Genomic DNA, 26,988 nt, shown 5'->3' with positions numbered 1-26,988 from the left:
TGGTTTGGAGTTCGTCATCAAAAAAGACAGATTCGTACTCTGTAAGCTATCTTACTGATAAGAAAGTAGATATAATGGCAAAAATATTTCAGAAAAGAATTGCAGGTTTAAAACTTATGCGTATTTTTGCCTCGATTAAATGACGAAAAGAAAAGAACGTTTTTTTTCGTCATTTTTATTTGTGCCATTATACTATATTATTCATAGCTTATATCTCCATAAGATCATCTCAAAAACTCATTTCTAATATGCGGAATTCCGGAGGACGGTAAAAGATGGGTAACGCTTAAAATTCGGGTTGTCAACTAAAAACGCCTTTGTATTCCAAAATGAACGGCAGGCACACAGAAATTAACCAAGAATCGGTCGCTACAGAAGATTTCCGAAAAACAGCGTTATTTTTCCTTTTGTCCATTAACACTTCTACAGAAAGGATGATACCTGCCATTTACCGAAATAAATCCCATTATTCTTATGGATACGTCCCGCTATTTTCCGAACTTTATCCCCATGAAAAACACAATTCTCATTATTCCGTTAGTCTGCCTGCTGACAGCTTGCGTTCACGACAAGCAATCAGCAGGCGAGCCATCGTCTGAACCGCTCCGTACGCTGGCTGAACAGTTTAAACAGCCGGCTGATTGCTATAAGCCTTATGTCTGGTGGCACTGGATGGGAAGTAACTTCTCCAAAGAGGGAATCACCAAAGACCTCGAGGCAATGAAAGAAGCCGGGATCGGAGGAGCGACTATTTTCAACTTGGCTTCGGCGGTACAGGAGACGCATGCGCCGACAGAAAACAATCCCTGGCCCGAACAGACTTTCCGTAGCGAGGCATATTGGGAAGCCTTGCGCTTTGCTGCATCGGAAGCGAAACGTTTGGGTTTGAAACTGGGCTTACAGAGTACGCCGGGCTATTCGACATCGGGCGGTCCCTGGATTACGGAAGAAAGAGGAATGCAGCAGGTTGTCTCGAGCCGGACAAGCCTGTCGGGTAACCGTCTCGTCGAAACGGTGCTCGAAAAGCCGGAACTGCCGGTTTACAAAGGATGGGGCAGCACACAACAACGGGCGTCCTACTATCGCGATGTCGCAGTGATGGCCGTCCCTGAAAAAGCGGATGTGAAAACATATGAGATACTGGATTTGTCGGATGCGATGGATACGACAGGCCTGTTGCGCTGGCAAGCTCCCGCCGGACGATGGACAGTCTACAGGATCGGGCATGCTCCTACCATGTCGAACCCGCACCCGCTGCCGGACGACCTGATCGGGCATGCGTTGGAAGCTGACAAGATGAGTAAGGAACAGATGACCTATCACTGGCGATCGGTACTGGAGCCGTTGAAAGAACATTTAAAAGAATACATCGGCGATTCATTCACACACCTTCTGATCGACAGCTACGAAGCGGGAGACCAGGATTGGACACCCGACTTCCGGAAAGATTTCATCCGCCTGAAAGGATACGATCCGCTTCCCTGGATCGCCTTGCGGAACAGCGCCGGTGAACGCAACGACGTCAAGCAGTTCACCGAGGATTACAAAGAGGTGGTCAGCCGCCTCTACATCGACAATGGTTGGAAGATAGCCCGCGAGATGATAAACGAGGCCGGACTGAAATTTTACTGGGAGCCTTACTTCGGGCCGTTCGATTCATTCGAGTCGGTAGCCATTCCCGATATCCCGATGGGCGAATTCTGGACAGGCGGCAAAGGAGCTATCTGGAATACGATTCCCAAAGCGGCACGGATATACGGCAAACGGATTGTGGGTGCCGAAGCATTCACCGGGCGTCCCGAGATCAGCCAATACACGGAAGATCCGGCATTTCTGAAACATACGGCCGACGGAAGTTTTGCCTCCGGTGCAAACCTGCTGTTCCTGCATCACTGGGTGCACCAGCCTTTCGACGACCGATACCAGCCGGGCATGGGAATGGGTTGGTGGGGAACACATTTCGGACGTCACCAGACCTGGATCAAGCCGGGAAAGGCTTTCTTCACTTATCTTGCCCGTTGCCAGATGTTGTTGCAGCAGGGAGTGTTTATCTCCACCGACGAACGCATGTTGCATCGGAAAACATCGGATGCCGACTTATACTTTATCATCAATCCTTCGGATTCCGTTGAGACACGTACTTTTGCTTTTGCCATGCAAAAACGGATTCCGGAGTTATGGCTGCCGGACAAAGGAATTATTTGCCAAGCTGCCGACTGGCGGGAATCGGCCGATTCTATTTTCGTCAACCTGAAGCTCAATGCAGACGAATCCGTATTCCTGATTTTCCCGGATAAGAAGGAGAATGGCTACACGGCCATGATACAGCCGGCGATAAAAGTGTGCGGAGAGAGTTCCCGTGAAGTGGCCGGTCCATGGCCTATCAGCTTTGCGCCTAAATTGGGAGAACCTTTCCAGCGGGAGTTTGCAGTTTTATCTGATTTCAGCGAGGATGAAGACACTACGATCCGGTACTTTGCCGGGACAGCGACTTACCGGAAAACAATCCCGGTGGATGCGAATACCGTAGGGAAACAAAAACGGATTTTACTGGATTTAGGCGAGATGAACGATATCGCCGAACTGACGGTAAACGGTAGAGAGGCGGATGTTTTATGGTATCCTCCCTATCTGGCCGATATTACGCCCTGGATAAAGGCCGGTGAGAACGAGATAGAAATTGCAGTCACCAACAACTGGGCAAACCGCTTGATCGGGGATGAACAGTATCCTGCCGATTTCGAATGGGGACAGGATCGGGGAGAGAAATTAGGACGCGCCATGAAAGCCTATCCGGAATGGTTCCTCCAAAACCAACCGCGCCCGTCAAATGGAAGGAAAACATTCTCAATCTGGTATTACCACCGGAAAGATTCACCCCTGCAAAAGGCAGGGCTGGTAGGACCGGTACGGATTATTGAGCAAGATGTCGAGATGGAGTGAAAGTTTCATCAGGGAGAAACTTTATTTTCCCCTCGAAGAAACAAAAGTTTCCCGGGCATGAAAAAAAAGTTTCACCTAACAAAACAGGTGAAACTTTTTTTAATCTTTATTTGTCGTCTCTCTTTCCCATCTTCATCTCGATGATAAAAGAGACCAGCAAACCGATGCCGCCAAACAACAGAACGGAAGCGCCATAGATTGTACCCGAAACATCACTGTGATACCAATCACGCCAGCCATTGTTCATAAAGCCATCACAACCCGTACCGATGGATGTAGAGAGAAAAAAACCGACCAACAATCCCAAACCGATACCCGTCAGCAGACAACCTGCCTTCAAAGAGCTAAAAGAAAGGCGGTTTCCCAGGTAACTCGGCAATCCTAACTTTCCTTCAAAAGCGGAAGCATCCAGTTTATCACCTATCTTTTCGATAATAGCCAAACGTTCATTACGGCGAACAAACAGTTCAAACAATCCGTAAATAGCTGCAAAAACGATTCCGACAATCAGCGGAGCTGTAAGAAAATCCATCATAACTGTACTTTTTTAAATGATTAATTAATTTCTTTGCTACTTTTGACGCACCTCTTTCCGAAAGGTTACAAACAGGGGAGAGAAAAATATTTTTTATTTTTGTTGATGCAAGTTGTAACCTATATGCCCGGCTTGCGTCCATTATAATACGATGGAGTTGTACACCGACACATATTATATAAAAAGGATACAAGCGGGAGATACGGCATGCTTTGCCTGCCTTCTGGATAAATACAGCCGTCCTGTTCATTCGTTAATCCTGAAGGTTGTCCGCAGCCGGGAAGATGCGGAAGAGCTGGCACAGGATGTGTTTATGAAGGTATTCAAACATCTTTCGTCCTTTAAAGGAGAATGCAGCTTCTCCACTTGGATTTACCGGATCGCCTACAACACGGCTATCTCGGAGACACGGAAAAAGAAGCATGAATTTCTGGCGATCGAAGACACTATTATTAATAATGTATCGGAAGAAGAGGTGGCAACCATCACCGGGTTCACGCCGTCTAATGTTAAAGTGAAACTACACCGCATACGAAAGAAACTGTTTGTTGTATTAAAAGGAATGGAGGAACGATAAATGACTGAAAAGAATGATATACTGAAAGATTTGTTTAGCCGGATGCCCGAAGAAGAGCTTCCCGGATCGTTCCGCGCCAACGTGATGCAACAAATCCTGGCCGAAGCGGAACGGATACACAAACGGAACGAACGCTGGGGATGGATCGCCGTCATTTCCGCCTCTCTATTGATGGTCGGCCTGGCTGTCGGAGCATTCTTTTATATGGATTTGCCCAAAATATCCGTATCGTTGCCCCGCCTGAGTTCGCTTCCCTTCTATGTTTATATCGGGATACTGACCTTCATCCTGCTCGGAGCCGACTACAAATTCAGACAGATATTCAAAAAGAAACAGGTGTCGCACAAAGAAGAGTAAAGAGCGTTTTTTCCATATAAAAAGACTTGTAAATCAGAAAAAAGCATTACCTTTGCCCCGATTTTTGAGAGATGACAACATAATGTCTAACTTACTAATTAAAACAAACTTAAGTATTAACAATTAGAGAATGGAAAATTTAAAGAACATTCAACCCATTGAAGATTTCAACTGGGATGCTCTTGAAGAGGGCGAATCTTACGGTCAGGTAAGCAAGGACGATCTTGTAAAAACGTATGACGAAACTTTGAACACCGTAAAGGACAAAGAAGTCGTTATGGGAACTGTAACTGCAATGAACAAACGTGAAGTTGTAGTGAATATCGGTTTCAAATCAGATGGCGTTGTATCTATGGCTGAGTTCCGTTACAACCCGGATCTGAAAATTGGTGACGAAGTAGAAGTTTACATCGAAAACCAGGAAGACAAAAAAGGACAGTTGATCCTGTCTCACAAGAAAGCACGCGCTACACGCTCTTGGGATCGTGTTAACGAAGCTCTTGAAAAAGACGAAATCATCAAAGGTTACATTAAATGTCGTACTAAGGGCGGTATGATCGTTGACGTATTCGGTATCGAAGCATTCTTGCCGGGTTCTCAGATCGATGTCAAACCGATCCGCGACTACGATGTATTTGTAGGTAAGACAATGGAATTCAAGATCGTGAAGATCAACCAGGAATTCAAAAACGTTGTTGTATCTCATAAAGCTCTTATCGAAGCTGAACTCGAACAGCAGAAGAAAGACATCATCTCCAAACTTGAAAAAGGCCAGGTACTGGAAGGTACGGTTAAGAATATCACTTCTTACGGCGTATTCATCGACCTGGGTGGCGTAGACGGTTTGATTCACATCACAGACTTGTCTTGGGGCCGTGTTTCTCATCCGGAAGAAATCGTTCAGCTGGATCAGAAGATCAACGTGGTTATCCTTGACTTCGATGACGAAAAGAAACGTATCGCTCTCGGCTTGAAGCAGCTGACTCCGCATCCTTGGGATGCTTTGGATACAAACCTGAAGGTTGGTGACAAAGTAAAAGGTAAAGTTGTCGTTATGGCTGACTACGGTGCATTCATTGAAATCGCTCCGGGCGTAGAAGGTCTGATCCACGTATCTGAAATGTCTTGGACTCAGCACTTGCGTTCTGCTCAGGACTTCATGAAAGTTGGTGACGAAATCGAAGCCGTTATCCTGACACTGGACCGCGACGAACGTAAGATGTCTTTAGGTATCAAACAGCTGAAAGCCGATCCTTGGGAAGATATCGAATCTCGTTTCCCGGTAGGTTCTCGCCACATGGCTAAAGTACGTAACTTCACTAACTTCGGTGTATTCGTTGAAATCGAAGAAGGCGTTGACGGCTTGATCCACATCTCCGACCTGTCTTGGACAAAGAAAATCAAACACCCGTCGGAATTCACTCAGATCGGTGCAGAAATCGAAGTTCAGGTATTGGAAATCGACAAGGAAAACCGTCGTTTGAGCTTAGGTCACAAACAGCTGGAAGAAAATCCTTGGGATGTATTCGAAACAATCTTCACTGTAGGTTCTATCCACGAAGGAACAATCATCGAAGTACTGGATAAGGGTGCTGTAATCTCTCTGCCTTATGGCGTTGAAGGTTTCGCAACTCCGAAACATCTGGTAAAAGAAGACGGTTCTCAGGCTGCTGTAGACGAAAAACTGCAGTTCAAGGTAATCGAATTCAACAAGGAAGCTAAGAGAATCATCCTTTCTCACAGCCGTATCTTCGAAGACGAACAGAAGGGCGCTAAGAAAGAAACAGGTGAAAAGAAACCGTCTGCTAAACGCGGTGGCAAGAAGGAAGAAGAATCTGCAATGGTAACTGGTCCGGTTGAAAAGACTACACTGGGTGACATTGAAGAACTCGCTGCTCTGAAAGAAAAATTGGCTGGTAAATAATATCTGTCAATCCTGATAAAAAGAAAAAGGAGATTTCCATTCGTGGATATCTCCTTTTTTATTGCCTGAAAAAAAGAATAGAGAAAGCGCCTTAGTCTACCTCCTTTATCGCTTCCTCTATTTGTTCCTGTTCACCATAATACTTGCAGCTTTCGCCGAGACCCAGCAATGCGTTTATCTCATGGCGTTTGTCCAGATCGGTGAAATAGGCGTCTACCACCTTGTAAATATCGAACCCGTCTGTAGAACCCGCAGCCAGATTCAATGCTTCTACCAATTTTCCTGTTGCTTTGCGAATTTCCGCCTTATTGATCAGGTGAAACTCATTGTTGTGAATTAATTGACTCTTTCCCATGATGTTTGATTTAAAAGTTATACTTGTTTTTTATTAATAACCATTCCCAAAGGCGGTAAGTTTTACCGCCCCGTTCCATTTAATGCACTAAATATACAAACATCCTTTGATCTTTCATCCTTTCCCTCTTTTTATTTTTAAAGAATTATGAAAAACAGATGACAATTCCATTAAAGGCTTTTTTCCAATTAGACAAGAGAATCAAGCCATAAAATAGAGAATAAGTTCTATTCTATTTGGTTATGTAAAAATTAATGCTGAAATTTGTTCACAGATAATATAAAAGCTATGGGCACAAACGAAGAAAACAAGAATGTAACTATTCTGATTGCAGAAGATGAGGAAAGCAACTTCCTATTATTAAAAACCATATTAAAGAGACACTGTAATGTTCTGCAAGCAAGAACAGGACGTGAGCTTTTAAAAGTCTACGCCGAACAGGGGGCAGACTTGATCTTATTAGACATAAAGATGCCGGAAATGAATGGTATCGATGCCTTAAAGGAGATCCGGAAGCAAGACACACAGATACCTATTATCATGCAGTCCGCCTATGCTTTCGAAAACGATATGGAAGCGGCCCGTGCCGCAGGTAGTAACGGGTTCATCACCAAGCCTATTAATATTGTCGAGTTGAAAAAGACGATTTCCAAATTCTTGCCGCAGATTACCTGGTAAGAATTTAAGAACTCTATAATTACAAAAAAACCGGAATGGTTCTAACAATCGTTAGGACTGTTCCGGTTTTTCTTTTTTCCGTGCATATCTTAAATTAAGCAGCCTTCCGCCCTTTTCTTCAGAAAACCGCTCCATATACAGACCTATTTGCATTAAAATTCTTTACAAACTCCAATTAAACAAAACATTATCTTCCCTGTTAAGTGCATGGGTAAAATCATATAGATAAAAAGTGCCGTCAATCAGTACCAGATTTCTGGAAAGTTATACCAAACAGGCACTAACCGAATTTCATTAGGGACGAAATTATACTTTTACGTACGAAACGAAAATAGACATGTCAGGCAGCAAATATAAAAGGACATCAGATAAAAACGCGGCTTCTCATTCTTTAGAAAATGATTTTGAGATATTCGAGAACTCGACGGAATTCCCAATCCCTTTATATCCTTCTTATTCCCGCAGAGCAATCGTTGCTTTTTGCACGAAAGGAAGTGCTAAAGTGGACATCCATGAGTATGACCATTTGTTTATGAAGGGAGAATTGGTTGTTATTTTCCCGGGGCAGTTAGTTTCTCTATCGGAAAGTAGTAAAGATTTTACGGTCAGCTACTTTTCGTTATCCATAAATCTTTACAACGATGTGCTTAGCGGTCTCTGCCGCTTTTCACCTCTTTTCTTTTTCTACATGAGGAGTCACTACTATTACAACTTATCGGAGTTGGAAATATCCAGATACATTAATTTCTTTCAATTGGTATATTCCAAAGCAAAGGGACCGGAAAACCTATATCGCAAAGATTCGATCATCCATCTCATGCGGATACTCTATCTGGATATTTATAATGCGTACAAAATAAATTCACAGAACGCACAATTCAAGCTCAACAGCCACAAAAAAGAGTTGGCAAACGGCTTCTTCCAACTCATCATGAAATATTACAAAGATAATAGGAGTGTAACGTTTTATGCAAACAAACTATATATCACTCCAAAATACCTGACAATGGTTGTCAAAGAAGTCAGCGGCAAATCAGCCAAAGACTGGATCACCGAATATATCATACAAGAGATCAAATTCCTGTTAAAGAATTCATCGTTGAACATTCAGGAGATTGCCATACGGACCCATTTCTCCAATCAGACATCGTTAGGACGCTTTTTCAGGAAACATACAGGCGTGTCGCCTTCATTTTACAGAACACAGAATTAATAACAAAGGTCATGAACAGAAATCAGCTAATCAACGCACTGTCAGAGAAGACAGGTTTAGACAAGAAGGACGTAAGACGAACAATCGATGAAATGCAAAGACTGATTATTCAGGAAGCCAAAGAAGGGCAAAGAATCTGCCTGCACGGTTTTGGCTCATTCAAGCCACGTTTACAAACCAGCCGCCCGGCGCGGAATCCCAGAAACGGAACAACCGTACAACTGTCTCCCAGGACAATCATTCATTTTAAGTGTGCTCCCCTTCTGTTGGAGCAAATGAACGACAAATAACAACATGAAAAAAGAGGCCTACAATTTCTTGTAAGCCTCTTTTTTTCTTTACTCAGCTATTGTCGGGGTGAGAAGATTCGAACTTCCGACCACACGCCCCCCAGACGCGTACTCTAACCGGGCTGAGCTACACCCCGCTTTGTTTTACGGCTGCAAAGGTAAATATTTTTCGTTATCCGCCAAAGCTTTCACGGTAAAAATCCAGTGACTCGAGGATTTTTTCCTTGCTTACCTGCTGATTAATCTGAACGTCACCGATTTGGGAAAGCAAGGTGAAATTGATAATTCCCGCCTCGTTTTTCTTATCGTGCGTCATCAGCTCGTACAAGGTGTCATAATCATTGCAATCGAAGACGAAAGCCGGATAATATTCCTTCAGGTAATAGACAACCTGGCTCAGTTTGTCCATCGGGAACCCGCAAACCTTATAAGAGAGGTATAATTCGCTCACAATGCCAGCAGCGACAGCATGTCCGTGCAGCAGAGGGCGGTTCTTCCGGAACGACAGGCTTTCGTAGGCATGACCGATCGTATGGCCGAAGTTAAGCGCCTTACGGATACCATGTTCTTTCGGGTCTTCCTCGACAATGCGTTCCTTCACGGCGACAGACTGGGCCACCATCTTATTCAGGAAAGCATAATCTATCTTCGCATCGAGATCGAACAACATCACGGACGCATAAATATCCATCGAACTGATTAGCGCATGCTTGATCATCTCTGCATAACCGGACAACAAGTTATCACGGTCCAACGTACGCAGGAACTCGCAATCGATAAAAACGCATTCGGGAGGATAGAACGAACCGACCTCATTCTTCAAGCCGTTGAAGTTGACACCGGTCTTCCCTCCCACCGCTGCATCGACAGAAGCCATCAGGGTTGTCGGGATATTGACGGTACGCAAACCCCGTTTAAAAGTTGCGCCGGCAAAACCTCCCATATCGGTAATCATGCCGCCTCCTAAGTTGACCAACAGGGAATTGCGGGAAGCGCCTTCATTGGAGAGGCGTGCCCAGATAGAAGCGACCTGTTCGATGTCCTTATGCGTATCGCCTGCCTGCACGGTAATGACAGGGGCATTCTGAAAGGCAGGGATATCTTTTACCAGCGGGAAACATTTATCTTGTGTATTCGTATCGGTCAGGATAAAGAGCTTATCATAACTCAGGGAAGCAAAGAACGCCTGCAAATCGGCTTTGAGGTCTTTGCTGATTACTACTTTTTGAGCGGCCATAATGTCCTTATTAATTAATATCGTTCCGGCAAAGGTATTATTTGTTATCCGATTATCAAAACGGGGGAAAAGAAAATCCCATGGGCATGGAACAAAAGTTTCCCCTGCATGAAACAAAAATTCCATGCAGGGGAAACAACTATTTATTCAGTTCTTTATTTCAAACCGGCTGCTTCGAGGATATGCTCGATAGCCTGTGCCAAGCCGTCCGGATTCTTTCCGCCGGCAGTTGCAAAGTGAGGCTGTCCACCGCCGCCGCCTTGGATCAGTTTGGCTGCGTCTTTCACCAGTTTACCGGCATTCAGGCCTTCCGCTACCAACGGATCGCTCAACATAACCGTCAATGCGCACTTATCAGCGTCTTTGATTCCGGCCACGAAGAATACTTTTTCATCCGTATTGCTTTCTCCCTTAATCTGGAAAGCCAGGTCTTTGATTGCTTCCACACTGGCTTCACCACGGAAGACGATCAGTTTCACACCGTGACGTTCAACCGCCTTTGCAATCAATTCCTTCTTCAACTGCTGAACTTTCTCTTTCACGTAATCGCTTACCTGCTTTTTCAGTTCGGCATTTTCTTCAATGGATTTCCGGATGGTCTGTGCCAGGTTCGGAACATTGTTGAACATGGCGCGCAGTTCACGGAGGGAATCCTGCAACATGAAAGTATAGTTCTCAGCTCCTTCGGCCGTAACAGCCTCGATACGGCGGACACCGGCTGCGATAGAGCTTTCGGCGATCACACGCAGGGAACCGATCATACCGGTTGCCGGAATATGCGTACCACCGCACAATTCGATAGAGCTGCCATACTTAACCACACGAACCTCATCACCATACTTTTCTCCGAACAACGCCATCGCACCCAGTTTTTTCGCCTCAGCGATCGGCATATTGCGATGTTCTTCCAACGGGAAGTCGGCACGGATCTTTTCGCTCACTAACTTTTCTACCTGGCGAATTTCTTCGTCCGTCACTTTCTGGAAGTGAGAGAAGTCGAAACGCAGCGAGTCGGGAGAAACGTAAGAACCTTTCTGTTCGACATGTGTCCCCAGCACTTCGCGCAAAGCCTCGTGCAACAGGTGAGTGGCGGAGTGGTTGCACTCGCACTGGATACGTTTCTTTTCGTTGATCTTAGCTGTGAAAGTAGCGGTTACATCTTTCGGCAATTTAGCCACCAGATGAACCGGGAGGTTATTCTCACGCTTCGTGTCAACCACGTCGACCGTTTCGCCGTCGGCAATCAGCCAACCGGTATCGCCGACCTGTCCACCCATTTCCGCATAGAAAGGAGTCTGGTCCAGAACGATCTGATATAATACCTTATTCTTCTGCTTGATCTGGCGGTAACGCATGATTTCGGCATCACATTCGAACAGGTCGTAACCCACAAACTTGCATTCGCCTTCTTTCAGCACCACCCAGTCGCCTGTTTCGATCGCGGCAGCATTGCGGGCACGATCTTTCTGCTTTTGCATTTCGACGTTAAACTCATCGATATTGGCTTCCATACCGTTTTCGCGCAGGATCAGTTCAGTCAAATCCAACGGGAATCCGTATGTGTCATATAAAGTAAAGGCGTCCACACCGCTGATCACGGTCTTACCGGCAGCCTTCGTTTCTTCCATCTTCTTATCCAGCAAACGGATACCGGTTTCCAGCGTACGGAGGAACGATTCTTCTTCTTCCTTGATCACCTTTTCGATCAGTGACTTCTGTGCGATCAGTTCGGGATAGGCATCGCCCATCGTTTCGATCAGCACCGGCAGCAGCTTATACATAAAGGATTCTTTGCGATCCAGGAACGTATAGCCGTAACGAACGGCACGGCGCAAGATTCGGCGGATCACATAACCGGCCTTGGCATTGGATGGCAACTGGCCGTCGGTAATCGCGAAAGCGATCGTACGGATATGGTCGGCGATCACACGCATAGCCACATCCTGTTGTTTATCCTTGCCATAAGTCGTACCGGCCATACCGGCAATCACTTTGATGATCGGCTGGAAAACATCCGTATCGTAGTTGGACGTTTTTCCCTGCAAAGCCATACACAGACGTTCGAATCCCATACCGGTATCGATTACACGGGCAGGCAGCGGTTCCAGGGAGCCGTCGGCCTTGCGGTTATATTGCATGAACACAAGGTTCCAGATTTCGATTACCTGCGGATGATCTTTGTTCACCATCTCCTGACCGGGGACAGCGGCACGTTCTTCGTCCGTACGGAGGTCGATATGGATTTCTGAGCAGGGACCGCAAGGACCCGTATCGCCCATTTCCCAGAAGTTATCGTGTTTGTTACCATTGATGATATGGTCTGCCGGCAGGTATTGTTCCCAATATCCGGCTGCTTCGTCATCGCGCGAAAGACCTTCGGCAGGGCTTCCTTCGAATACGGTTGCATACAGGCGGTCGGGGTTCAGCTTCAACACGTCTACCAGGTATTCCCATGCCCAGTTGATCGCTTCCTGCTTGAAGTAATCACCGAACGACCAGTTACCCAACATCTCGAACATGGTGTGGTGATACGTATCGTGTCCCACCTCTTCCAGGTCGTTATGCTTGCCGCTTACGCGAAGACACTTTTGTGAATCCGCGACACGTGGATATTTACGGGGTACGTTCCCCAGGATTATATCTTTGAACTGGTTCATACCTGCATTGGTAAACATCAATGTAGGGTCACCCTTCACTACCATCGGAGCAGAAGGCACAATCTGGTGCTGCTTGGAAGCGAAGAAGTCTTTAAATGATTCACGGATTTCTTTTGCTGTCAACATAATCTATTCTATATAGTCTCGTTAATATTCTGAAAAACAATTTGCAAAAGTACAGCAAATTATTATTTTTGCACGTATCCAAGCAAGAAAATATTTGATGAAACTATTTAAAAGCAGAAAAACATATTACTTATATAACCCCAACACGCTCAGTTACGAACGTGTTTACCCCTCCGCCAAAGACCGTTTTTTCGGTGTACTCCGACATTTGAGTATCGGTATTGCGATTGGTGTAGGCATTTTCTATATCCTGTCACGCACGTTCGACTCGCCCGTCGAATCGCTTCTAAAGAAGGAAAACAAGCTGTTACAGACACAGTATGAGGTGCTTTCGCTACGCCTGACCAATGCATTGGAAGTGCTGGACGATATACAACAGCGTGATGAAAACCTGTACCGTGCCATCTTCCAGGCGGAATCCATTCCCGAATCCGTCCGCAAATCCGGCTTCGGAGGTTCGAACCGGTACGAGCAGTTGATGAGCCTGTCCAATCCGGACTTGGTCGTTGCGACCACCAAAAAGATGGATATGCTGAGCAAACAGCTTTATGTCCAGTCCAATTCGCTGGAAGAGCTGATCACACTCGGCAAGAACCAGGAGGAACGAAGCAAATGTATTCCGGCTATCCAGCCGATCTCGAATAAAGACCTGAAACGTACGGCATCCGGTTACGGTGTCCGCATCGACCCGATCTATCGTACACCCCGTTTCCACTCCGGCATGGACTTCTCCGCCAAAGTGGGAACGGAAATATATGCAACCGGCGACGGCGTCGTCACCTTCGCCGCCTGGAAACAGGGATACGGGAACTGTCTGATGATCAACCACGGACACGGCTTCCAGACACTCTACGGACACATGAGCAAGTTCCGGGCACGTGTCGGGCAGAAGGTGAAACGCGGGGAAGTGATCGGTGAAGTAGGAAACACAGGAAAGTCGACCGGCCCGCACCTCCATTACGAGGTGATCGTTCGCGGCAAACACGACAACCCGTCCAAGTACTACTACATGGACCTCACTCCGGAAGAATACGACCGCATGATACAGATTGCCGAAAATCACGGCCAGGTTATGGATTAAACATTGTTTAATAGGATGGTATTAAATAAAGATAAAAATCTAAAGCTCTATTTCTCCATCAGCGAGGTGGCGCAGATGTTCGACGTCAACGAGTCGACACTGCGTTTCTGGGAAAAGGAATTCGACCAGATCAGCCCGCGCAAGACAGGCAAGGGAACGCGTTCCTACCGCCAAGAAGACATCGACGCCATACGCCTGGTCTATCACCTGGTGAAAGAACGCGGCATGACACTGGCGGGAGCGCGACAAAAACTGAAAGAAAACCCGGACACAACCATCCGCCACGAAGAGATCGTGAACAGGTTAAAACAAATTAAGGAAGAGCTGCTCGCCATGAAGGATGCGTTCGAGGTTCTCGACACTCCCAAATAGCCTCCTGCAGGTAAAAACAGACTCAAAGAATTAGCTTGTTATGCCGGAAAATCGTACCTTCGCAGCAATTTAATAAAACAATAAACATGGAAATTACGGGAAGAATCATCGCCGTACTGCCTGTCCAAGGCGGTATCAGTAAAAGTGGAAACGAGTGGAAAAAGCAGGAGTATGTCCTGGAAACACATGACCAATACCCCAAGAAAGTATGCTTCCAGATCTTCGGTGCAGACCGCATCGAGCAGGCAGCCATACAGCCCGGAGAAGAACTTACAGTTTCTTTCGACATAGACAGCCGCGAATATCAGGGACGTTGGTTTACAAACATCAGTGCCTGGAAAGTTGAACGCCCGATGGCCGCCGCACCTCAATCAGCACCGGGTGCCATGACTCCGGAAAACGTTGTACCGGCCTCCGCTCCTGCCGTATCAGCCGCTCCCGACTTTGGCCCTGCAAACCCGATCGACGACCTGCCATTCTGATGAATATCGTCCTTTTGATCGGAGGATTGCTCCTTATCCTGGTCGGTGCAAACGCACTGACCGACGGGGCTGCCTCGATTGCCAAACGCTTTCATATCTCCAGCTTGGTGATCGGGTTGACAATCGTAGCTTTCGGGACATCCGCCCCGGAGTTGACTGTCAGTGTCGTTTCAGCGCTGAAAGGTAGCGCGGACATGGCGATCGGGAATGTTGTCGGAAGCAATATCTTCAATACGTTGATGATCGTAGGCTGCACGGCCGCTATCGTCCCGATCAGTGTAACCAAAGGTACGTTAAGCAAGGAAATCCCGCTTTGCATACTGGCCTCCGTCGTCTTGTTCATCTGCGCAAACGATGTGCTGATCAACAAAGCGGCGACCAATACGATCAGCAGCAGCGACGGTATGCTCCTGCTATGCTTTTTCCTTATCTTCTTAGGATATACGTTTGCCATCGCCCACAACGGCAGTAGCGAAGGCGAATCGGAAATCAAGGATATGCCTGTCTGGAAGTCCGTCCTGTTCATTGCCGGCGGTCTGGCCGGATTGGTCTACGGCGGACAATTCTTTGTCAGCGGAGCCTCGGAAATCGCCCGCAGCTTAGGTATCAGCGAATCTATTATCGGTCTGACACTGGTTGCCGGAGGGACTTCGCTGCCGGAATTGGCAACCTCGGTTGTTGCCGCCCTAAAGAAGAATCCGGAAATGGCTATCGGAAACGTAATCGGTTCCAACCTTTTCAATATATTCTTCGTCTTAGGATGCAGCGCGACTATTAGTCCGCTCAATATACAGGGCATTACAAATCTGGACCTCGGCGTGCTGACCGGTTCGTGCGTATTGCTTTACATCTTCGGATGGTTCTTCAAGAAACGGACGATTACACGGATCGAAGGGATTGTGATGATTGCCTGCTACATCGGCTATACGGCTTATCTGATCTCCATTGCCTGATAGCTCAATCCGCTACACGGGCAACGGACTTGATGTTCTTTATCTTTGAAAGGGTGACGCACATCCGCTGGATATCCTCCACATCGTGCACCTTCATCTTCACCTTCCCTTCGAACACACCGTCTTTGGCCTCTATCAATAAACGGATGATGTTGACATTGAAATCATCGGAGATCGTACGGGTGATCGTATTGAGCACTCCCATCGAATCGATGCCCTTGATCTCGAGCGTCGCCTCGAATGAGGAGTGATGGCTGCTCCATTCCGTGTTCAGGATGCGTTCGCCAAAGCTGCTTTTCAGGCGCATGGCGATCGGGCAGGAACGTTTGTGGACCACCACATTGCCGTCGTCGTTGATAAAGCCTAAGGACTCATCTCCCGGAATCGGTTTGCAACAGTCGGCTATCACATAATTGCGTTCGAAAGCCTCCTCCTTCAGGATATAAGGTTTCTTCTTATCATATTTCGGCTTTTCCTTCGGTTGCTCTTTTTCGTCTTCCTCCTTCTTGCCGGTAGTCGCTTTTGTGGCGACACGGAGCGCCTGCTTCACATACTTGAACAAGACGTTGTCCGTTTTCTCCTTCAACAGCTTGCCGAGGTTCTCCGGCAAGATAACCTCCCCTTTCTCCACGGAATAGAAGAACTCTTCACGCTTGGAGAAACCGTAATACATACAGAGCTTATCCAGATTGGACGTATTGACCTCCAGCGCGCTGCGTTTAAGGGCTTCGATCACCTTGAGCTCCCCTTCTTTTGCCGCTTCCTTACGGCCCTTCTTCAGGATACCGTCGATGCGGGCACGCGCCCTGGCTGTCGTCACGAAGTTCAACCATTCCGGCTGCGGGGTCTGCGAACGGGAAGTCAGGACCTCCACCTGGTCGCCGCTTGCCAACTGATGGCTTAACGGAACCAGCCGGTGGTTCACTTTCGCCCCGATACATTTATTACCGATATCCGAGTGGAGGGCATAGGCAAAGTCGAGTGCCGTCGCTCCCTGCGGCAACGTCTTGATATCGCCTTTCGGGGTAAAGACAAATATTTCAGAGGTGAAAAGATTCAGTTTGATCGTGTCTAAGAAGTCGAGCGCATTCGGGTCCGGGCTTTCCAGAATCTCGGTAATGGTCTGCAACCATTTATCGAGCTCCGTATCTTCTTCCACATTATGCTCTTTATATTTCCAATGGGCGGCAAAACCTTTCTCGGCAATCTCGTCCATACGGCGGCTGCGGATCTGTATCTCCACCCACTGTCCGTCGGGTCCCATCACGGTCAGGTGCAACGCCTGATAACCGTTTGCTTTCGGACGGCTCACCCAGTCGCGGATACGGTCGGGACGGATACGGTAAATATCGGTGATAGCGGAGTAGATGTCCCAGCACTGGTTTTTCTCATCCACTCCCGGCAGCGGGTCGAAGATAATGCGGACAGCGTATATATCGTAGATATCCTCAAAGCTGACGCCTTTACTGTCCATCTTGTTCCAGATGGAATAGGCGGACTTAACACGGGCGCGCATCTCATAGTCTAACCCCATCTCCTTCAACTTCTTGTCCACCGGCACGGCAAAATGCTCGAACAAGGTGTTACGGGCAGCCTCGGTCGATTTCAGTTTCAAGTTGATAAAGGCATATTCCTGCGGATGTTCGTATTTGAAGCTCAGGTCTTCCAGTTCCGTTTTAATGGTAAAAAGCCCCAGACGGTGCGCTAAGGGAGCGTAGAGGTAAAGCGTTTCACCGGCAATCTTAAACTGCTTCGCGGGCAACATGGAGCCCAATGTACGCATATTATGGAGGCGGTCGGCTATCTTGATCAGGATCACCCGGATATCGTCGCTCATGGTCAGCAGCAACTTCCGGAAGTTCTCCGCCTGTGCCGAAGCCTGTTCTCCAAAGATACCGCCGGATATCTTCGTCAGACCGTCCACGATCTGGGCGATCTTCTCGCCGAACATGTCCTTAATATCCTCAACCGTATATTCGGTATCTTCCACAACATCGTGCAACAAAGCCGAACAGATAGATGTCGACCCCAATCCCATCTCGCGGCAAACGACACGCGCCACCGCTATCGGGTGCATGATGTAAGGCTCACCCGAACGGCGTTTCACACCTGCATGCGCCTGGTTCGCAAAGTTGAACGCCTTGGTAATACGTTCCACCTTGCGTCGATGGTTTGATTTTAGATAATCCTGCAACAGCTCGTCAAAGCCGTCCTGTATCATCTGCTCGTCCGGCGAGAGGACAGGTTTAACCTCCTGCGCAGGCAGCATTTCCGTTGTGTCTTTTGTATTATTTATGTCGCTCATATTGAATGCCCTTCCGTATTTAAAACGTGTATTAGGCAAATATATATAAATATTTGCTTATATATTCCCGAAAGCGACAGAAAAAGTTAGACGACAGGTATTTTCAGGACTTGTCCGGGACGGATATCAGTGCTGGTCAGCCCGTTAACCTTTTGCAAGTCGTCCGTAGAAACGCCCGGATATTTCTTGGCTATGGAATACAGGGAGTCTCCGGACTGTACGGTGTACGTATGGCTCTTGCCACCGGTAGCGCGGGCGGTCAGGTTGCTCTTTGTGGCGACAGGAGTCGCTTTCTGCACAGCCTTGGCAGGTTCTGTTTTCTCCGCCTTCTGTGTCTTGGCAGAAGCAAAAGTCACTCCTCCGTTATCGACATGCAGGCGCAGGCGAGCCCCTCTACCGACACGGTTCGACTTCAGTCCGTTCCATTTACGGATATCTTTCGGGGTCACACCGTAGCGGTTTGCGATGGTATAGATGTTTTCTCCGGAAGCAACCACGTGCGTGATCTTCTCGAGCCTCAGGTTCTTCGATCCGTCGTCGGCATTGACCGGCACACAGTTCGCCAGAAGTTCTTCAATCCGGTGCGTGTAGACGGTATCTTCCTTATCGACAAACGCATATGTCTGGTTAGCGGGAAGCTTCAACACAGACGGTTTCGTGTTTCCGGGGATAATATCCCGCTTATATTGCGGATTGAGGGCGCGAAGCTGTTCGATGTCTACCCCCAGCACATCGGAGACCTGTTGCAGATGAAGCATACTGCTCACCATCACCGTATCGGTCGCTAACGGCAGGCTGGTCTGCAACGGGCAGATATTATGATCGCAATAATAATTCATGATGTAGTTGGCCGCAATGAACAGCGGCACATACGAACGCGTCTCACGGGGCAGATAGCGGAAGATCTCCCAGAAGTCGGTCTTGCCGCCGGAACGGCGGATCGCCTTGTTCACGTTACCCGGGCCACAGTTATAGGAAGCCAGCACCAGGTTCCAGTCGCCATAGATGGCATACATGTCTTCAAAGTATTTGCAGGCAGCCTCGGTTGCCTTTTCCGGGTCGCGGCGCTCGTCAAGCAGGCTGTTTATCTCTAAGCCGTATATCTTTCCGGTCGGAAGCATGAACTGCCACAACCCGCAAGCTCCCACACGGGAAAGGGCTACAGGATTCAGGGCACTTTCGACTACAGCCAGGTATTTCAGTTCCAAAGGCAGATTGTGCTTGTCCAACACCTGCTCGATTATCGGAAAATAGAAGTCAGCCATTCCCAACATATAGCGCACCAGGTCGCGCTTGCGGGCGGCATACAGATCGATACAATCCCGTACCACCTCGTTGTAGGGCAGACGGATCACGCTTGGCAGACGTTCCAGGCGTTCGATATAAATGGAATCGGGGAAATAAACATTCTCCTCGTCATCATGGCAATATTCGTCCACTTTCGAAAAATATTGCACGTGCCAGGAATGCAACAGACTGTCTACATTGGCATCCAGGCTTTCAGGTATCAGGCCCACTACGTCAGACAGCGAGTCTGTCGATAATGTCGAATGCTGCGGTTCGCCGAATATGGCATCCTGTGCACGGGATAGCTGTATCAGGCAAAACAGGCAGAATAGGATAAGTAGGTTTTTATTCATGATGTTAGAACTTAAAACTGCAATTCAATCCGTACGAAGCCTGCGTATAGCGGGTCTTCGGCGTAACCTCCGGCGACCAATGCATACTCAGGTCCGGAGAAATGTCAAAGTCAAACAGCTGGGCGTCCACATACGCATCGATTATACTGATCGCGTACACGCCTACCGTAATAATAATACTCAAATCCCTGTAACGGCGGAAATAGTCTTTCCGGCGCTTCAGGTTCTCCTGGAACTGGGTGTTCGAGACATACGAACTCTCCTGTCCGACAGGCACAAAGATCGTCCAGCTATCACTCCAGGGCCCCTCATACGGTTCATGCCCCGGTTGCTGTCCCTGCAGGACCTTACTGTAGTCCTCCATTATATCGAAATACGCACCGGAATAATCCTTATAGTTCTTGTTATTCCACGTGATGGCATACATACATCCCATAAAGGCGCCATACACCAACGGGAGTTTCCAGTACTTCTTATTATAAATCTGTCCCAAACCCGGCACCAACGCATAAAGCAAAGCTTTGTTCGGGTCCGGCTTGAACTCATTCAATTTCACTTTGGGCTGGGGTAACGAGTCGGCAGCCGAAAGCACGGCTTTTACTGTCGAATCGGAGGCCGCCGTTTCCCCCGGAGTCGGAACCACAGCCGTAACAACCGAATCGCGGGGTATCACCGTATCCGGCTTTGCCGTAATCTCCGTTTGTGCATAGCCGGTCCACACACAGCTACACAGTAGGGCTAATATAAGTATTACTTTGTTTATCTTTTGGCTCATCCGAATCACTCTTCCGTTTCTCATTTCAACTTATCCAACAGGCCGATCAGCCGTTCCAGTTCATCTTCCGATGCAAAGGGGATCGTGATTTTACCTTTTCCTTTATCGTTACACACCAATTGTACTTTCGTATTGAAGAAGCTGGACAGATGATCCTTCAACAAGTTGAATTCCTCCGGCAATCTCGGTTTCCGCTCGGCAGACTTTTCCTTCTTTGCCTGTTCAAGGGCCGCCGCGTCTACACCGCCACGTACGATCTCTTCGACGTTGCGCACCGACAATCCTTCCGCCAGTATCTGCTCGTAAAGGGCCAGCTGCACTTCCGGATCTTCGACGGGAAGCAACGCACGGGCATGTCCCATGTCGATCTTTTTATCCTTCAGCCCCATCTGTATCTCGGCAGGAAGTTTCAGGAGGCGGAGGTAGTTGGCGATCGTCGCCCGTTTCTTTCCGACACGTTCGCTCAGTTTCTCCTGCGTCAGCCCGTAGCTGTCGATCAACTTCTGGTAAGCCAGGGCAATTTCGATCGAGTTCAGGTCTTCACGCTGGATATTCTCGATCAGCGCCATTTCGACGACATTCTCGTCGGCAGCGGTTTTAATATAGGCGGGGATACGCTCCAGCCCGGCTTTCAAAGAAGCCCGGTAGCGGCGTTCACCGGAGATAATCATATATTTGTCCGGCCCTGTCTCTTTCAGCGTAATCGGCTGGATGACGCCCAAGGAACGGATGGAAGTAGCCAGCTCCTCGAGTGTCTCTTCCTCAAAAACAGAACGGGGTTGATCCGGATTGGGCTGGATTTTACTCAGCTCTATTTCACTAATAGACGATGAACCGCCCGTCTTCAGGTCGTCCATCGTTATCAAAGCATCCAATCCGCGGCCAAGTGCCGATCTTTTCATTACTGCCATCTCTTATGAATTATTTGTTCTTATCTATCAGCTCCTGTGCAAGCTGCATATGATTAAGGGCTCCCTTCGACTCGGCATCGTAAAGCAACACAGGTTTGCCGTAGCTGGAAGCTTCGCTTAATTTGACGTTACGCTGAATAACGGTTGTGAAAACCAGGTCCCGGAACGGACGTTTTACCTCTTCGTATATCTGGTTGGCCAGACGAAGGCGCGAATCGTACATCGTCAGCAGGAAGCCTTCGATCTCCAAAGCGGGATTCAGCTTCGATTTGATAATCTTTATCGTATTCAACAGTTTGCTGATACCTTCCAGCGCAAAATATTCGCATTGAACGGGTATCATCACCGAATCGGCAGCCGTAAGGGCGTTCACCGTGATCAGGCCCAAAGAGGGAGAACAGTCGATCAGGATATAATCATACCGGTCTTTCAGCGGGACCAGCACTTGTTTCAATATCTGTTCCCGGTTCTCCATGTTCAGCATTTCAATCTCCGCACCCACGAGGTCGATATGGGAAGGGATAATATCCAATCCTTCCACCTCTGTATTGGTAATAGCCCCTTTCGGATCGTCACCGTTGACCAGGCATTCGTAGATAGATAGTTCCACATTCCGGATATCCACCCCCAACCCCGACGAAGCATTAGCCTGCGGATCCGCATCCACCACCAGCACTTTTTTCTCGAGTGCAGCCAGTGACGCAGCCAGATTAATCGTAGTGGTAGTCTTACCTACCCCACCTTTCTGATTTGCTAAAGCGATAATCTTTCCCATACTTTGTCTATTTATTCGGGAGCAAAACTAAACATTAAAAACCTAACACAAACCCGTTCAACGAAAACAATGCCTGTTTTGTTGAAAAGTCGTCTTTCCTGTTGATAACTTGCAAATATAATCAGAATATTTAATAACTTATTTCAAATGAGCGGAATGAGGTGTATTTTTTAGGAATGATAACGAAAGCTACAACAAAGAATATAACCTGCCAAAAGCATATTTATAAGTTTTATCAATTAAATCGAACAGCTGTATCTTTTATACGACGACTAATATCTTGAAGAGCTTCTCCAAAACGTTTTTTTTCTTCTTCCGTAAACTGTGCAGGTTTACCATTTACATTTAAACCATTAATACGCTGATACAACCAGCTACGGCTTTTACCAAAGTAATCTTCGGCGATTTTGGAAAGGGATAAATACTCCTCTATACCGTTCAGTTGCAAACGAAAATCCACATCCTCCTTAATAGCTCGCGCATCAGACAAAGCCGTCTTTGCAGACTCAAGAAAAGCCATGCGGAAAGATTTTCGTTCTTCCGGATCCATCTCAGCCAACATTTGCTTCATCTTGTTATCAAATACCGTACGTTCTTCTTCCGTTTTCAAAAGACAATACTCTGCTATTAAATCATTCAATTTCTGTTTCGCATTCATTTTCATTCCTCCTGTTTTTTAGATTGAGCAGACAGGGAAGCCTTGGCCAGGCTCCCCTTCTGTTCAACCTTGAAGTTTGTGAATCTGCTCTCGAAGTTCAATGTACTCGTCCAGCATTTCATCAATAGCTTCAAGTAGTTCCGCTTCCGTAGCCATTTCATCGGCCAGAATCATGGAGTAGAAGCGGGAATGGAAGTCTAATTGGCCAATCAGGTCTTCCATCCGGGCCTTTAGCCCTTCAAGCGTCATCATGATAACACCACAAAGATAATAACCTTTTGATTATTAACGAAGCTTTTTTAGATTATTTTTGTGATAGCAGTATCACGTTATGGATGCTCTCTTTTGACGGGAAGCACCTTTTCATGGAAAATAAAAACGAAGCCCCGGCAGCATTCAAACTGTCGGGGCTTGTTTTGTGTCTGCATTCGGTCTTCACAGAGGGAAAAGCAGATGAACTTTTAATTTCATTACTTTAGTATTATTAATATTAAATCTGACCGCTTGTTCACCTGTCGCAGGGTAATTGGCATTGGTATGGGATAAACGGATATTCATCCGTAATGTAGAGACGGACGGCCGTCCGTCTCTACGCGCATCCCGCACAATCCCGCGCGGTCGAATTATTTGATTATAATTTCATTCTTATTTTACGATTGCCTTTACAGCATCTTCGCCTTCAACAGCAACTACAACTACACCGGCAGGAGCAGCGATGGTTGCGTTGTCAGAAGAGATTACTGTATTAGCAACTGTCTGACCTAAGATGTTAGTGATAACAACTTTCTTGCCGGCAGCACCTGCAATCGTTACCTGACCTTCGCCAGCGATCACTGTTACTTCTGATGTAGCGATTGTTTCGTTGTCTGTAGCGATATCATCCTTTGAACCCTTTTCAATATTGAAGATCAGAGCGTCGTCACCCTTCGTAATCTTATCAAATGTTGATGTTGAGTAATCAGACAATACCAGACAGCCATTCTGCATCTTTAACCAAGCGCCATAGATAGGAGCAATATCCTTATCATAACCGTCAGATTCAAGCAAGAATGCACGATCAGCTTCTACTTCATTTGCAGCAATTGTCGGATCTACATAACGCATAGACCAAGTTACTTTCTGATGAGCATCTTCATTCTTAATCAAGTCGATAAGATATTTTTTATCGTATTTGTTATCCTTGATTGCTTTATGAATTGCAGCAGTATCAAATGTAGCAAGAGTTACATCTGCAAACTGGCCAGTCAGAATATACAAGCTATCACCCATGTGAGCAGCTTTTACAAAACCTGCACGAGTATAACCTTTCCACTTATAGTCTGCTTTATTAATAGCATTTGCAGTAGAATCTTCGAAGTTAACCAAGTATTTACCCATATGGAACGGAGCCTTACCTGCTTTATCGTGAGGACAGTTTGCAGGACGAGTACCACCGTTTGCTACGATTTCCTGGCAAACAGGACACATTTCACCTGCTTCAAATGCCTGGTCTACACGGTCAATTGAAATCAGATACTGAGGTTTGATATTACCGTTGAAACGATTTACGAATGCAGTATCAACGATGAATGATTTACCATCCTTCGTGAAGTCCGGAGTATAGATACCTAAGAAGTCAATGCCTTTAACTTTGAAGTTAGGATTAGCTTCAACCTGAAGATACTCACCACGATATTTTTCTTTGAATCTCAATGTATCAGCAGCGTCACCTTCGTTACCTTCCAGAGCCAGAGAGTTGAAACGACGATACAGAGGAGCATCATACGGAGCCACCAAGAATGCAGAAGTACGAACTTCGCCGATTACCTGATCTTTCAATGTTGCAGACAAATCATCATCTGTTACACCACCCTTAGAAATAAACGGATCGTTAAATTCCCATATTTCATCATCGGCATTCCAGTCAGCAGTTACCTTAACCAATGCATGGTAGCACTTATCTTCAGACAGATCATTGTTTTCTTTCAGATAGAAACCTGCGTTTGAATAATGCAAATAAGGACTTACTGCATATTTATTTTCAGTACCAGTTTCTGCCCACAAATATTTGTCACCGCTTGCAGATTCCAGATAGATCTGATAAGCCTGTCTTCTTAATTGTTTCAAGCCCGGGATTCTTGTAGCAACAGGATCTGTTACTTCATATCCGTAATCCTGGATATCGCCTATTTTCTTCAGCGTAAAGGCTTCTTTATCTTCAGACAATACATTTACCGTAGAGTCAGCTGCTGACTTAGCCAGATATTTGTCCTGAGTATAAGCATGCAGATAGTTGAATGTATAACGGTTTACCAACATATCGTTTGCTTCCAGATTCTTATAACCCAGCAAGGTATCACCTAAGATTGCTGCATCTTCAATCTTCACGTAGCTCAATGAATCTGTTCCGCCTGATACATACATATATTTTGCACCCGGTTTAGCCATCAACTGAACGCTGCTTGACAAACCTTCAAATTCACGGTTTGCAACAGTTACAGCAGAAACTTTCTTCACATTCGTAGAATAAGTTCTGTCTTTCAATACAACCCACTGGAATGCCGGCATATGAGCAACATTCTGTTCATCAGCATTTACAGTTACCCATTCAGCAGCAGTTCCATTTTTATGAATCGGAGAAGCCAGATATTGACCTTTATTATTCTTGATATAATACAAGCCATCATCTACAGATGTACGTCCGTCAGTAGCAGCATCGATTTCAGCAACCTGAATCAACGGAAGGATATAATCGGCATCTGTTGCCTTTGCTTCAGTACTGATATCAGTTACAGCCGGCGCTAAAACGATTTTGTTGTCGTTGAGGACTTTCAGAGCGATCTGACCGATACCATCTGCATCATCACAAATCGTGGCATACTCATCAGATGTAATCACCTTATCTGTTGTAGGCTTTTGAGCTTTATACTTTGCATATAATACCATAGAGTCTTCAGCAAAGAAATATTCACCAGTAAATATAGCAGGATTGCTCGGACGCAATGCAACTTCTTTAGCATTTGCACCTGTTCCACGAGTTACCTTTGAGCCTGCCATAACACCAGCTGTATACTTACCATCAGTAGCCCAAGTAGGCATTGCTCCTAATGTATCACAAACCAACATATTCAATTTTTCTGCATCAATAGTTGTGATATTGTAGAACAATGTATCTGTCATCAACATATAAGGATTACCGGAAGCTGCTTTCTTTGTGTTCGTTAAAAACAAGTCTGTTGAAGTCAAAGAGTCTGCAGAAGCAGAAGCACTACGAGCATTCCAAGTATTGCCTGTCAGAATATTTGCAGGAGTAGCTGTCGAGTTCTTTACATCCTTGTCATTCTTGAAATAAACTTTCTTTGATGAACCTACCAAAAAGTTGAAACCGGCAGGAGTCAAGTCTTTAGATGTCAAATCATCTGTAGTCGGATCCAAGCGGAAAGCAGAACCATCACCAGTTGAAGCTAAAGCAGCAACAGCATCAGCGGCTTCACCTTTAACAGCTTTCAAACGGGCCTGATTTCCAGCATTTACAAAGAAGAAAGTAGAGTCGCTTGTAGTAGCATACAAACCTAACTTAGTATTCCAGCTCCATTCCTGATTACCGGCTTCATCCAATGCCGGTTCAGCAGTAGAAATACCATTGTTATTCGTATTCAATACAATAGCCAAAGGTTCGCCTGTTTTCTTATTTACAAATTTGTAAGTAGGAAGACCATTCAATGATTGGGCAGGAATGATTGTAACTTTCCAAGTAGCTGCTAAAACTTCTTCAAAAGAAGCTGCAGCAATAGTGCCTGGAGTGAAATTAGTTGAAAGAGTACCATTATTGTCTGCAATAAATAATGGACCGGCATAAGCACTTCCACTAACTTGTCTCAACAAGACATTACCACCATTCTTTATACCAGCGGGAACCAATTCTCCATCTGGATTAACAGCGGCATTAGCAGACATACTACCAGCTACCAATGCGGCAGCCAAAAGAGTAGAAAATCTTTTGTTCATAATTCTAAAATGTTTAATTAATAATAATGTATAGTATATTGAATTTCTATATCCTACTTAACTTCGTGCTCAACCACGACATTTCTTAATCGTTGTAAAATGACGAGAGAAAACGTACGTTTTTTTTAGTCATTTATTTTTGCGATCTTTGCACTTC

General features: G+C 46.3%; 23 protein-coding genes and 1 tRNA gene. 11 read left to right on the top strand and 13 right to left on the bottom strand.

Annotated elements, in window-relative coordinates:
• Positions 1-510: 510 nt before the first annotated feature.
• A complete protein-coding gene (locus DWU89_RS14725) occupies positions 511-2,943 on the top strand; it encodes a glycosyl hydrolase (protein ID WP_158543389.1) in 2,433 nt (810 codons plus the stop codon).
• Between the two features lie 106 nt (positions 2,944-3,049).
• Here the strand turns inward: DWU89_RS14725 and DWU89_RS14720 are convergent, their stop codons facing one another.
• On the bottom strand, positions 3,050-3,478 hold the full coding sequence (locus tag DWU89_RS14720) for a DUF6249 domain-containing protein (protein WP_115500395.1): 429 nt from the start codon (positions 3,476-3,478) through the stop codon (positions 3,050-3,052).
• A 151-nt stretch (positions 3,479-3,629) separates the two neighbouring features.
• Here DWU89_RS14720 and DWU89_RS14715 point away from each other — a divergent pair, with 151 nt between their 5' ends.
• The 3 genes from DWU89_RS14715 (at position 3,630) to rpsA (ending at position 6,336) form a co-directional block, all read left to right on the top strand.
• Positions 3,630-4,055, top strand: a complete 426-nt coding sequence (locus DWU89_RS14715) for an RNA polymerase sigma factor (protein WP_115500394.1) — start codon at positions 3,630-3,632, stop codon at positions 4,053-4,055.
• Positions 4,056-4,412 (top strand): hypothetical protein, encoded by a 357-nt coding sequence (locus DWU89_RS14710; RefSeq protein ID WP_115500393.1) that lies wholly within the window; start codon positions 4,056-4,058, stop codon positions 4,410-4,412. It abuts the gene before it with no gap.
• 130 nt (positions 4,413-4,542) lie between these two features.
• Positions 4,543-6,336 carry a 30S ribosomal protein S1 gene (rpsA, locus tag DWU89_RS14705; RefSeq protein WP_115500392.1) on the top strand — a complete coding sequence of 598 codons (1,794 nt, stop codon included), beginning with the start codon at positions 4,543-4,545 and terminating at the stop codon, positions 6,334-6,336.
• Between the two features lie 91 nt (positions 6,337-6,427).
• Here rpsA and DWU89_RS14700 read toward each other — a convergent pair whose 3' ends face one another.
• Positions 6,428-6,691, bottom strand: coding sequence for a hypothetical protein (locus DWU89_RS14700; RefSeq protein WP_115500391.1), 264 nt, complete (start codon positions 6,689-6,691; stop codon positions 6,428-6,430).
• A gap of 288 nt (positions 6,692-6,979) precedes the next feature.
• Here DWU89_RS14700 and DWU89_RS14695 point away from each other — a divergent pair, with 288 nt between their 5' ends.
• The 3 genes from DWU89_RS14695 to DWU89_RS14685 all read left to right on the top strand — a co-directional run bounded on the left by DWU89_RS14695 (position 6,980) and on the right by DWU89_RS14685 (position 8,872).
• Positions 6,980-7,369: a response regulator gene (locus DWU89_RS14695; RefSeq protein WP_115500390.1), complete on the top strand. Its 390-nt coding sequence runs from the start codon at positions 6,980-6,982 to the stop codon at positions 7,367-7,369.
• Between the two features lie 337 nt (positions 7,370-7,706).
• On the top strand, positions 7,707-8,582 hold the full coding sequence (locus tag DWU89_RS14690; RefSeq protein ID WP_115500389.1) for a helix-turn-helix domain-containing protein: 876 nt from the start codon (positions 7,707-7,709) through the stop codon (positions 8,580-8,582).
• 11 nt (positions 8,583-8,593) lie between these two features.
• On the top strand, positions 8,594-8,872 hold the full coding sequence (locus DWU89_RS14685) for an HU family DNA-binding protein (protein ID WP_115500388.1): 279 nt from the start codon (positions 8,594-8,596) through the stop codon (positions 8,870-8,872).
• A 62-nt stretch (positions 8,873-8,934) separates the two neighbouring features.
• Here the strand turns inward: DWU89_RS14685 and DWU89_RS14680 are convergent.
• The 3 genes from DWU89_RS14680 to alaS form a co-directional block, all read right to left on the bottom strand.
• Positions 8,935-9,009 (bottom strand) — tRNA-Pro (locus DWU89_RS14680).
• Positions 9,010-9,044: 35 nt separating this feature from the next.
• The gene (aroB, locus tag DWU89_RS14675) at positions 9,045-10,109 is read right to left on the bottom strand and encodes a 3-dehydroquinate synthase (protein ID WP_115500407.1); all 1,065 of its coding nucleotides are present in this window, start codon (positions 10,107-10,109) and stop codon (positions 9,045-9,047) included.
• Between the two features lie 155 nt (positions 10,110-10,264).
• Complete coding sequence (gene alaS, locus DWU89_RS14670; protein WP_115500387.1) at positions 10,265-12,892, bottom strand: alanine--tRNA ligase; 2,628 nt, start codon at positions 12,890-12,892, stop codon at positions 10,265-10,267.
• Positions 12,893-12,989: 97 nt separating this feature from the next.
• Between alaS and DWU89_RS14665 the strand changes: the two genes are divergently transcribed.
• The 4 genes from DWU89_RS14665 to DWU89_RS14650 all read left to right on the top strand — a co-directional run bounded on the left by DWU89_RS14665 (position 12,990) and on the right by DWU89_RS14650 (position 15,780).
• The gene (locus DWU89_RS14665; RefSeq protein WP_115500386.1) at positions 12,990-13,973 is read left to right on the top strand and encodes a M23 family metallopeptidase; all 984 of its coding nucleotides are present in this window, start codon (positions 12,990-12,992) and stop codon (positions 13,971-13,973) included.
• Between the two features lie 15 nt (positions 13,974-13,988).
• Positions 13,989-14,345, top strand: coding sequence for a MerR family transcriptional regulator (locus DWU89_RS14660; RefSeq protein ID WP_115500385.1), 357 nt, complete (start codon positions 13,989-13,991; stop codon positions 14,343-14,345).
• 86 nt (positions 14,346-14,431) lie between these two features.
• Positions 14,432-14,827: a DUF3127 domain-containing protein gene (locus DWU89_RS14655; protein WP_115500384.1), complete on the top strand. Its 396-nt coding sequence runs from the start codon at positions 14,432-14,434 to the stop codon at positions 14,825-14,827.
• A complete protein-coding gene (locus DWU89_RS14650; RefSeq protein WP_115500383.1) occupies positions 14,827-15,780 on the top strand; it encodes a calcium/sodium antiporter in 954 nt (317 codons plus the stop codon). The genes DWU89_RS14655 and DWU89_RS14650 overlap by 1 nt, the downstream gene beginning before the upstream one ends.
• Positions 15,781-15,784: 4 nt before the next feature.
• On the opposite strand, the gene DWU89_RS14645 is transcribed toward DWU89_RS14650, so the two are convergent.
• From DWU89_RS14645 to DWU89_RS14605, 8 genes are all read right to left on the bottom strand, one after another.
• Positions 15,785-18,085: a RelA/SpoT family protein gene (locus DWU89_RS14645; RefSeq protein WP_115500382.1), complete on the bottom strand. Its 2,301-nt coding sequence runs from the start codon at positions 18,083-18,085 to the stop codon at positions 15,785-15,787.
• Between the two features lie 86 nt (positions 18,086-18,171).
• Positions 18,172-19,725 carry a lytic transglycosylase domain-containing protein gene (locus tag DWU89_RS14640; protein ID WP_115500381.1) on the bottom strand — a complete coding sequence of 518 codons (1,554 nt, stop codon included), beginning with the start codon at positions 19,723-19,725 and terminating at the stop codon, positions 18,172-18,174.
• A gap of 4 nt (positions 19,726-19,729) precedes the next feature.
• On the bottom strand, positions 19,730-20,524 hold the full coding sequence (locus tag DWU89_RS14635; RefSeq protein ID WP_244205921.1) for a DUF5683 domain-containing protein: 795 nt from the start codon (positions 20,522-20,524) through the stop codon (positions 19,730-19,732).
• Positions 20,521-21,411, bottom strand: coding sequence for a ParB/RepB/Spo0J family partition protein (locus DWU89_RS14630; RefSeq protein WP_115500379.1), 891 nt, complete (start codon positions 21,409-21,411; stop codon positions 20,521-20,523). The genes DWU89_RS14635 and DWU89_RS14630 overlap by 4 nt, the downstream gene beginning before the upstream one ends.
• 10 nt (positions 21,412-21,421) lie before the next feature.
• Positions 21,422-22,186, bottom strand: a complete 765-nt coding sequence (locus DWU89_RS14625; RefSeq protein ID WP_115500378.1) for a ParA family protein — start codon at positions 22,184-22,186, stop codon at positions 21,422-21,424.
• Between the two features lie 235 nt (positions 22,187-22,421).
• Positions 22,422-22,850: a DUF5053 domain-containing protein gene (locus tag DWU89_RS14620; protein WP_115500377.1), complete on the bottom strand. Its 429-nt coding sequence runs from the start codon at positions 22,848-22,850 to the stop codon at positions 22,422-22,424.
• Positions 22,851-22,907: 57 nt separating this feature from the next.
• Complete coding sequence (locus DWU89_RS14615; protein WP_115500376.1) at positions 22,908-23,096, bottom strand: hypothetical protein; 189 nt, start codon at positions 23,094-23,096, stop codon at positions 22,908-22,910.
• A 393-nt stretch (positions 23,097-23,489) separates the two neighbouring features.
• The gene (locus DWU89_RS14605) at positions 23,490-26,705 is read right to left on the bottom strand and encodes a DUF6383 domain-containing protein (RefSeq protein WP_147292124.1); all 3,216 of its coding nucleotides are present in this window, start codon (positions 26,703-26,705) and stop codon (positions 23,490-23,492) included.
• Positions 26,706-26,988 lie beyond the last annotated feature (283 nt).

Source organism: Parabacteroides acidifaciens, assembly GCF_003363715.1.
GTDB lineage: Bacteria > Bacteroidota > Bacteroidia > Bacteroidales > Tannerellaceae > Parabacteroides > Parabacteroides acidifaciens.
Note: the sequence above shows the minus strand (reverse complement) of the source record. Positions and strands in the feature narration are given on the sequence as shown.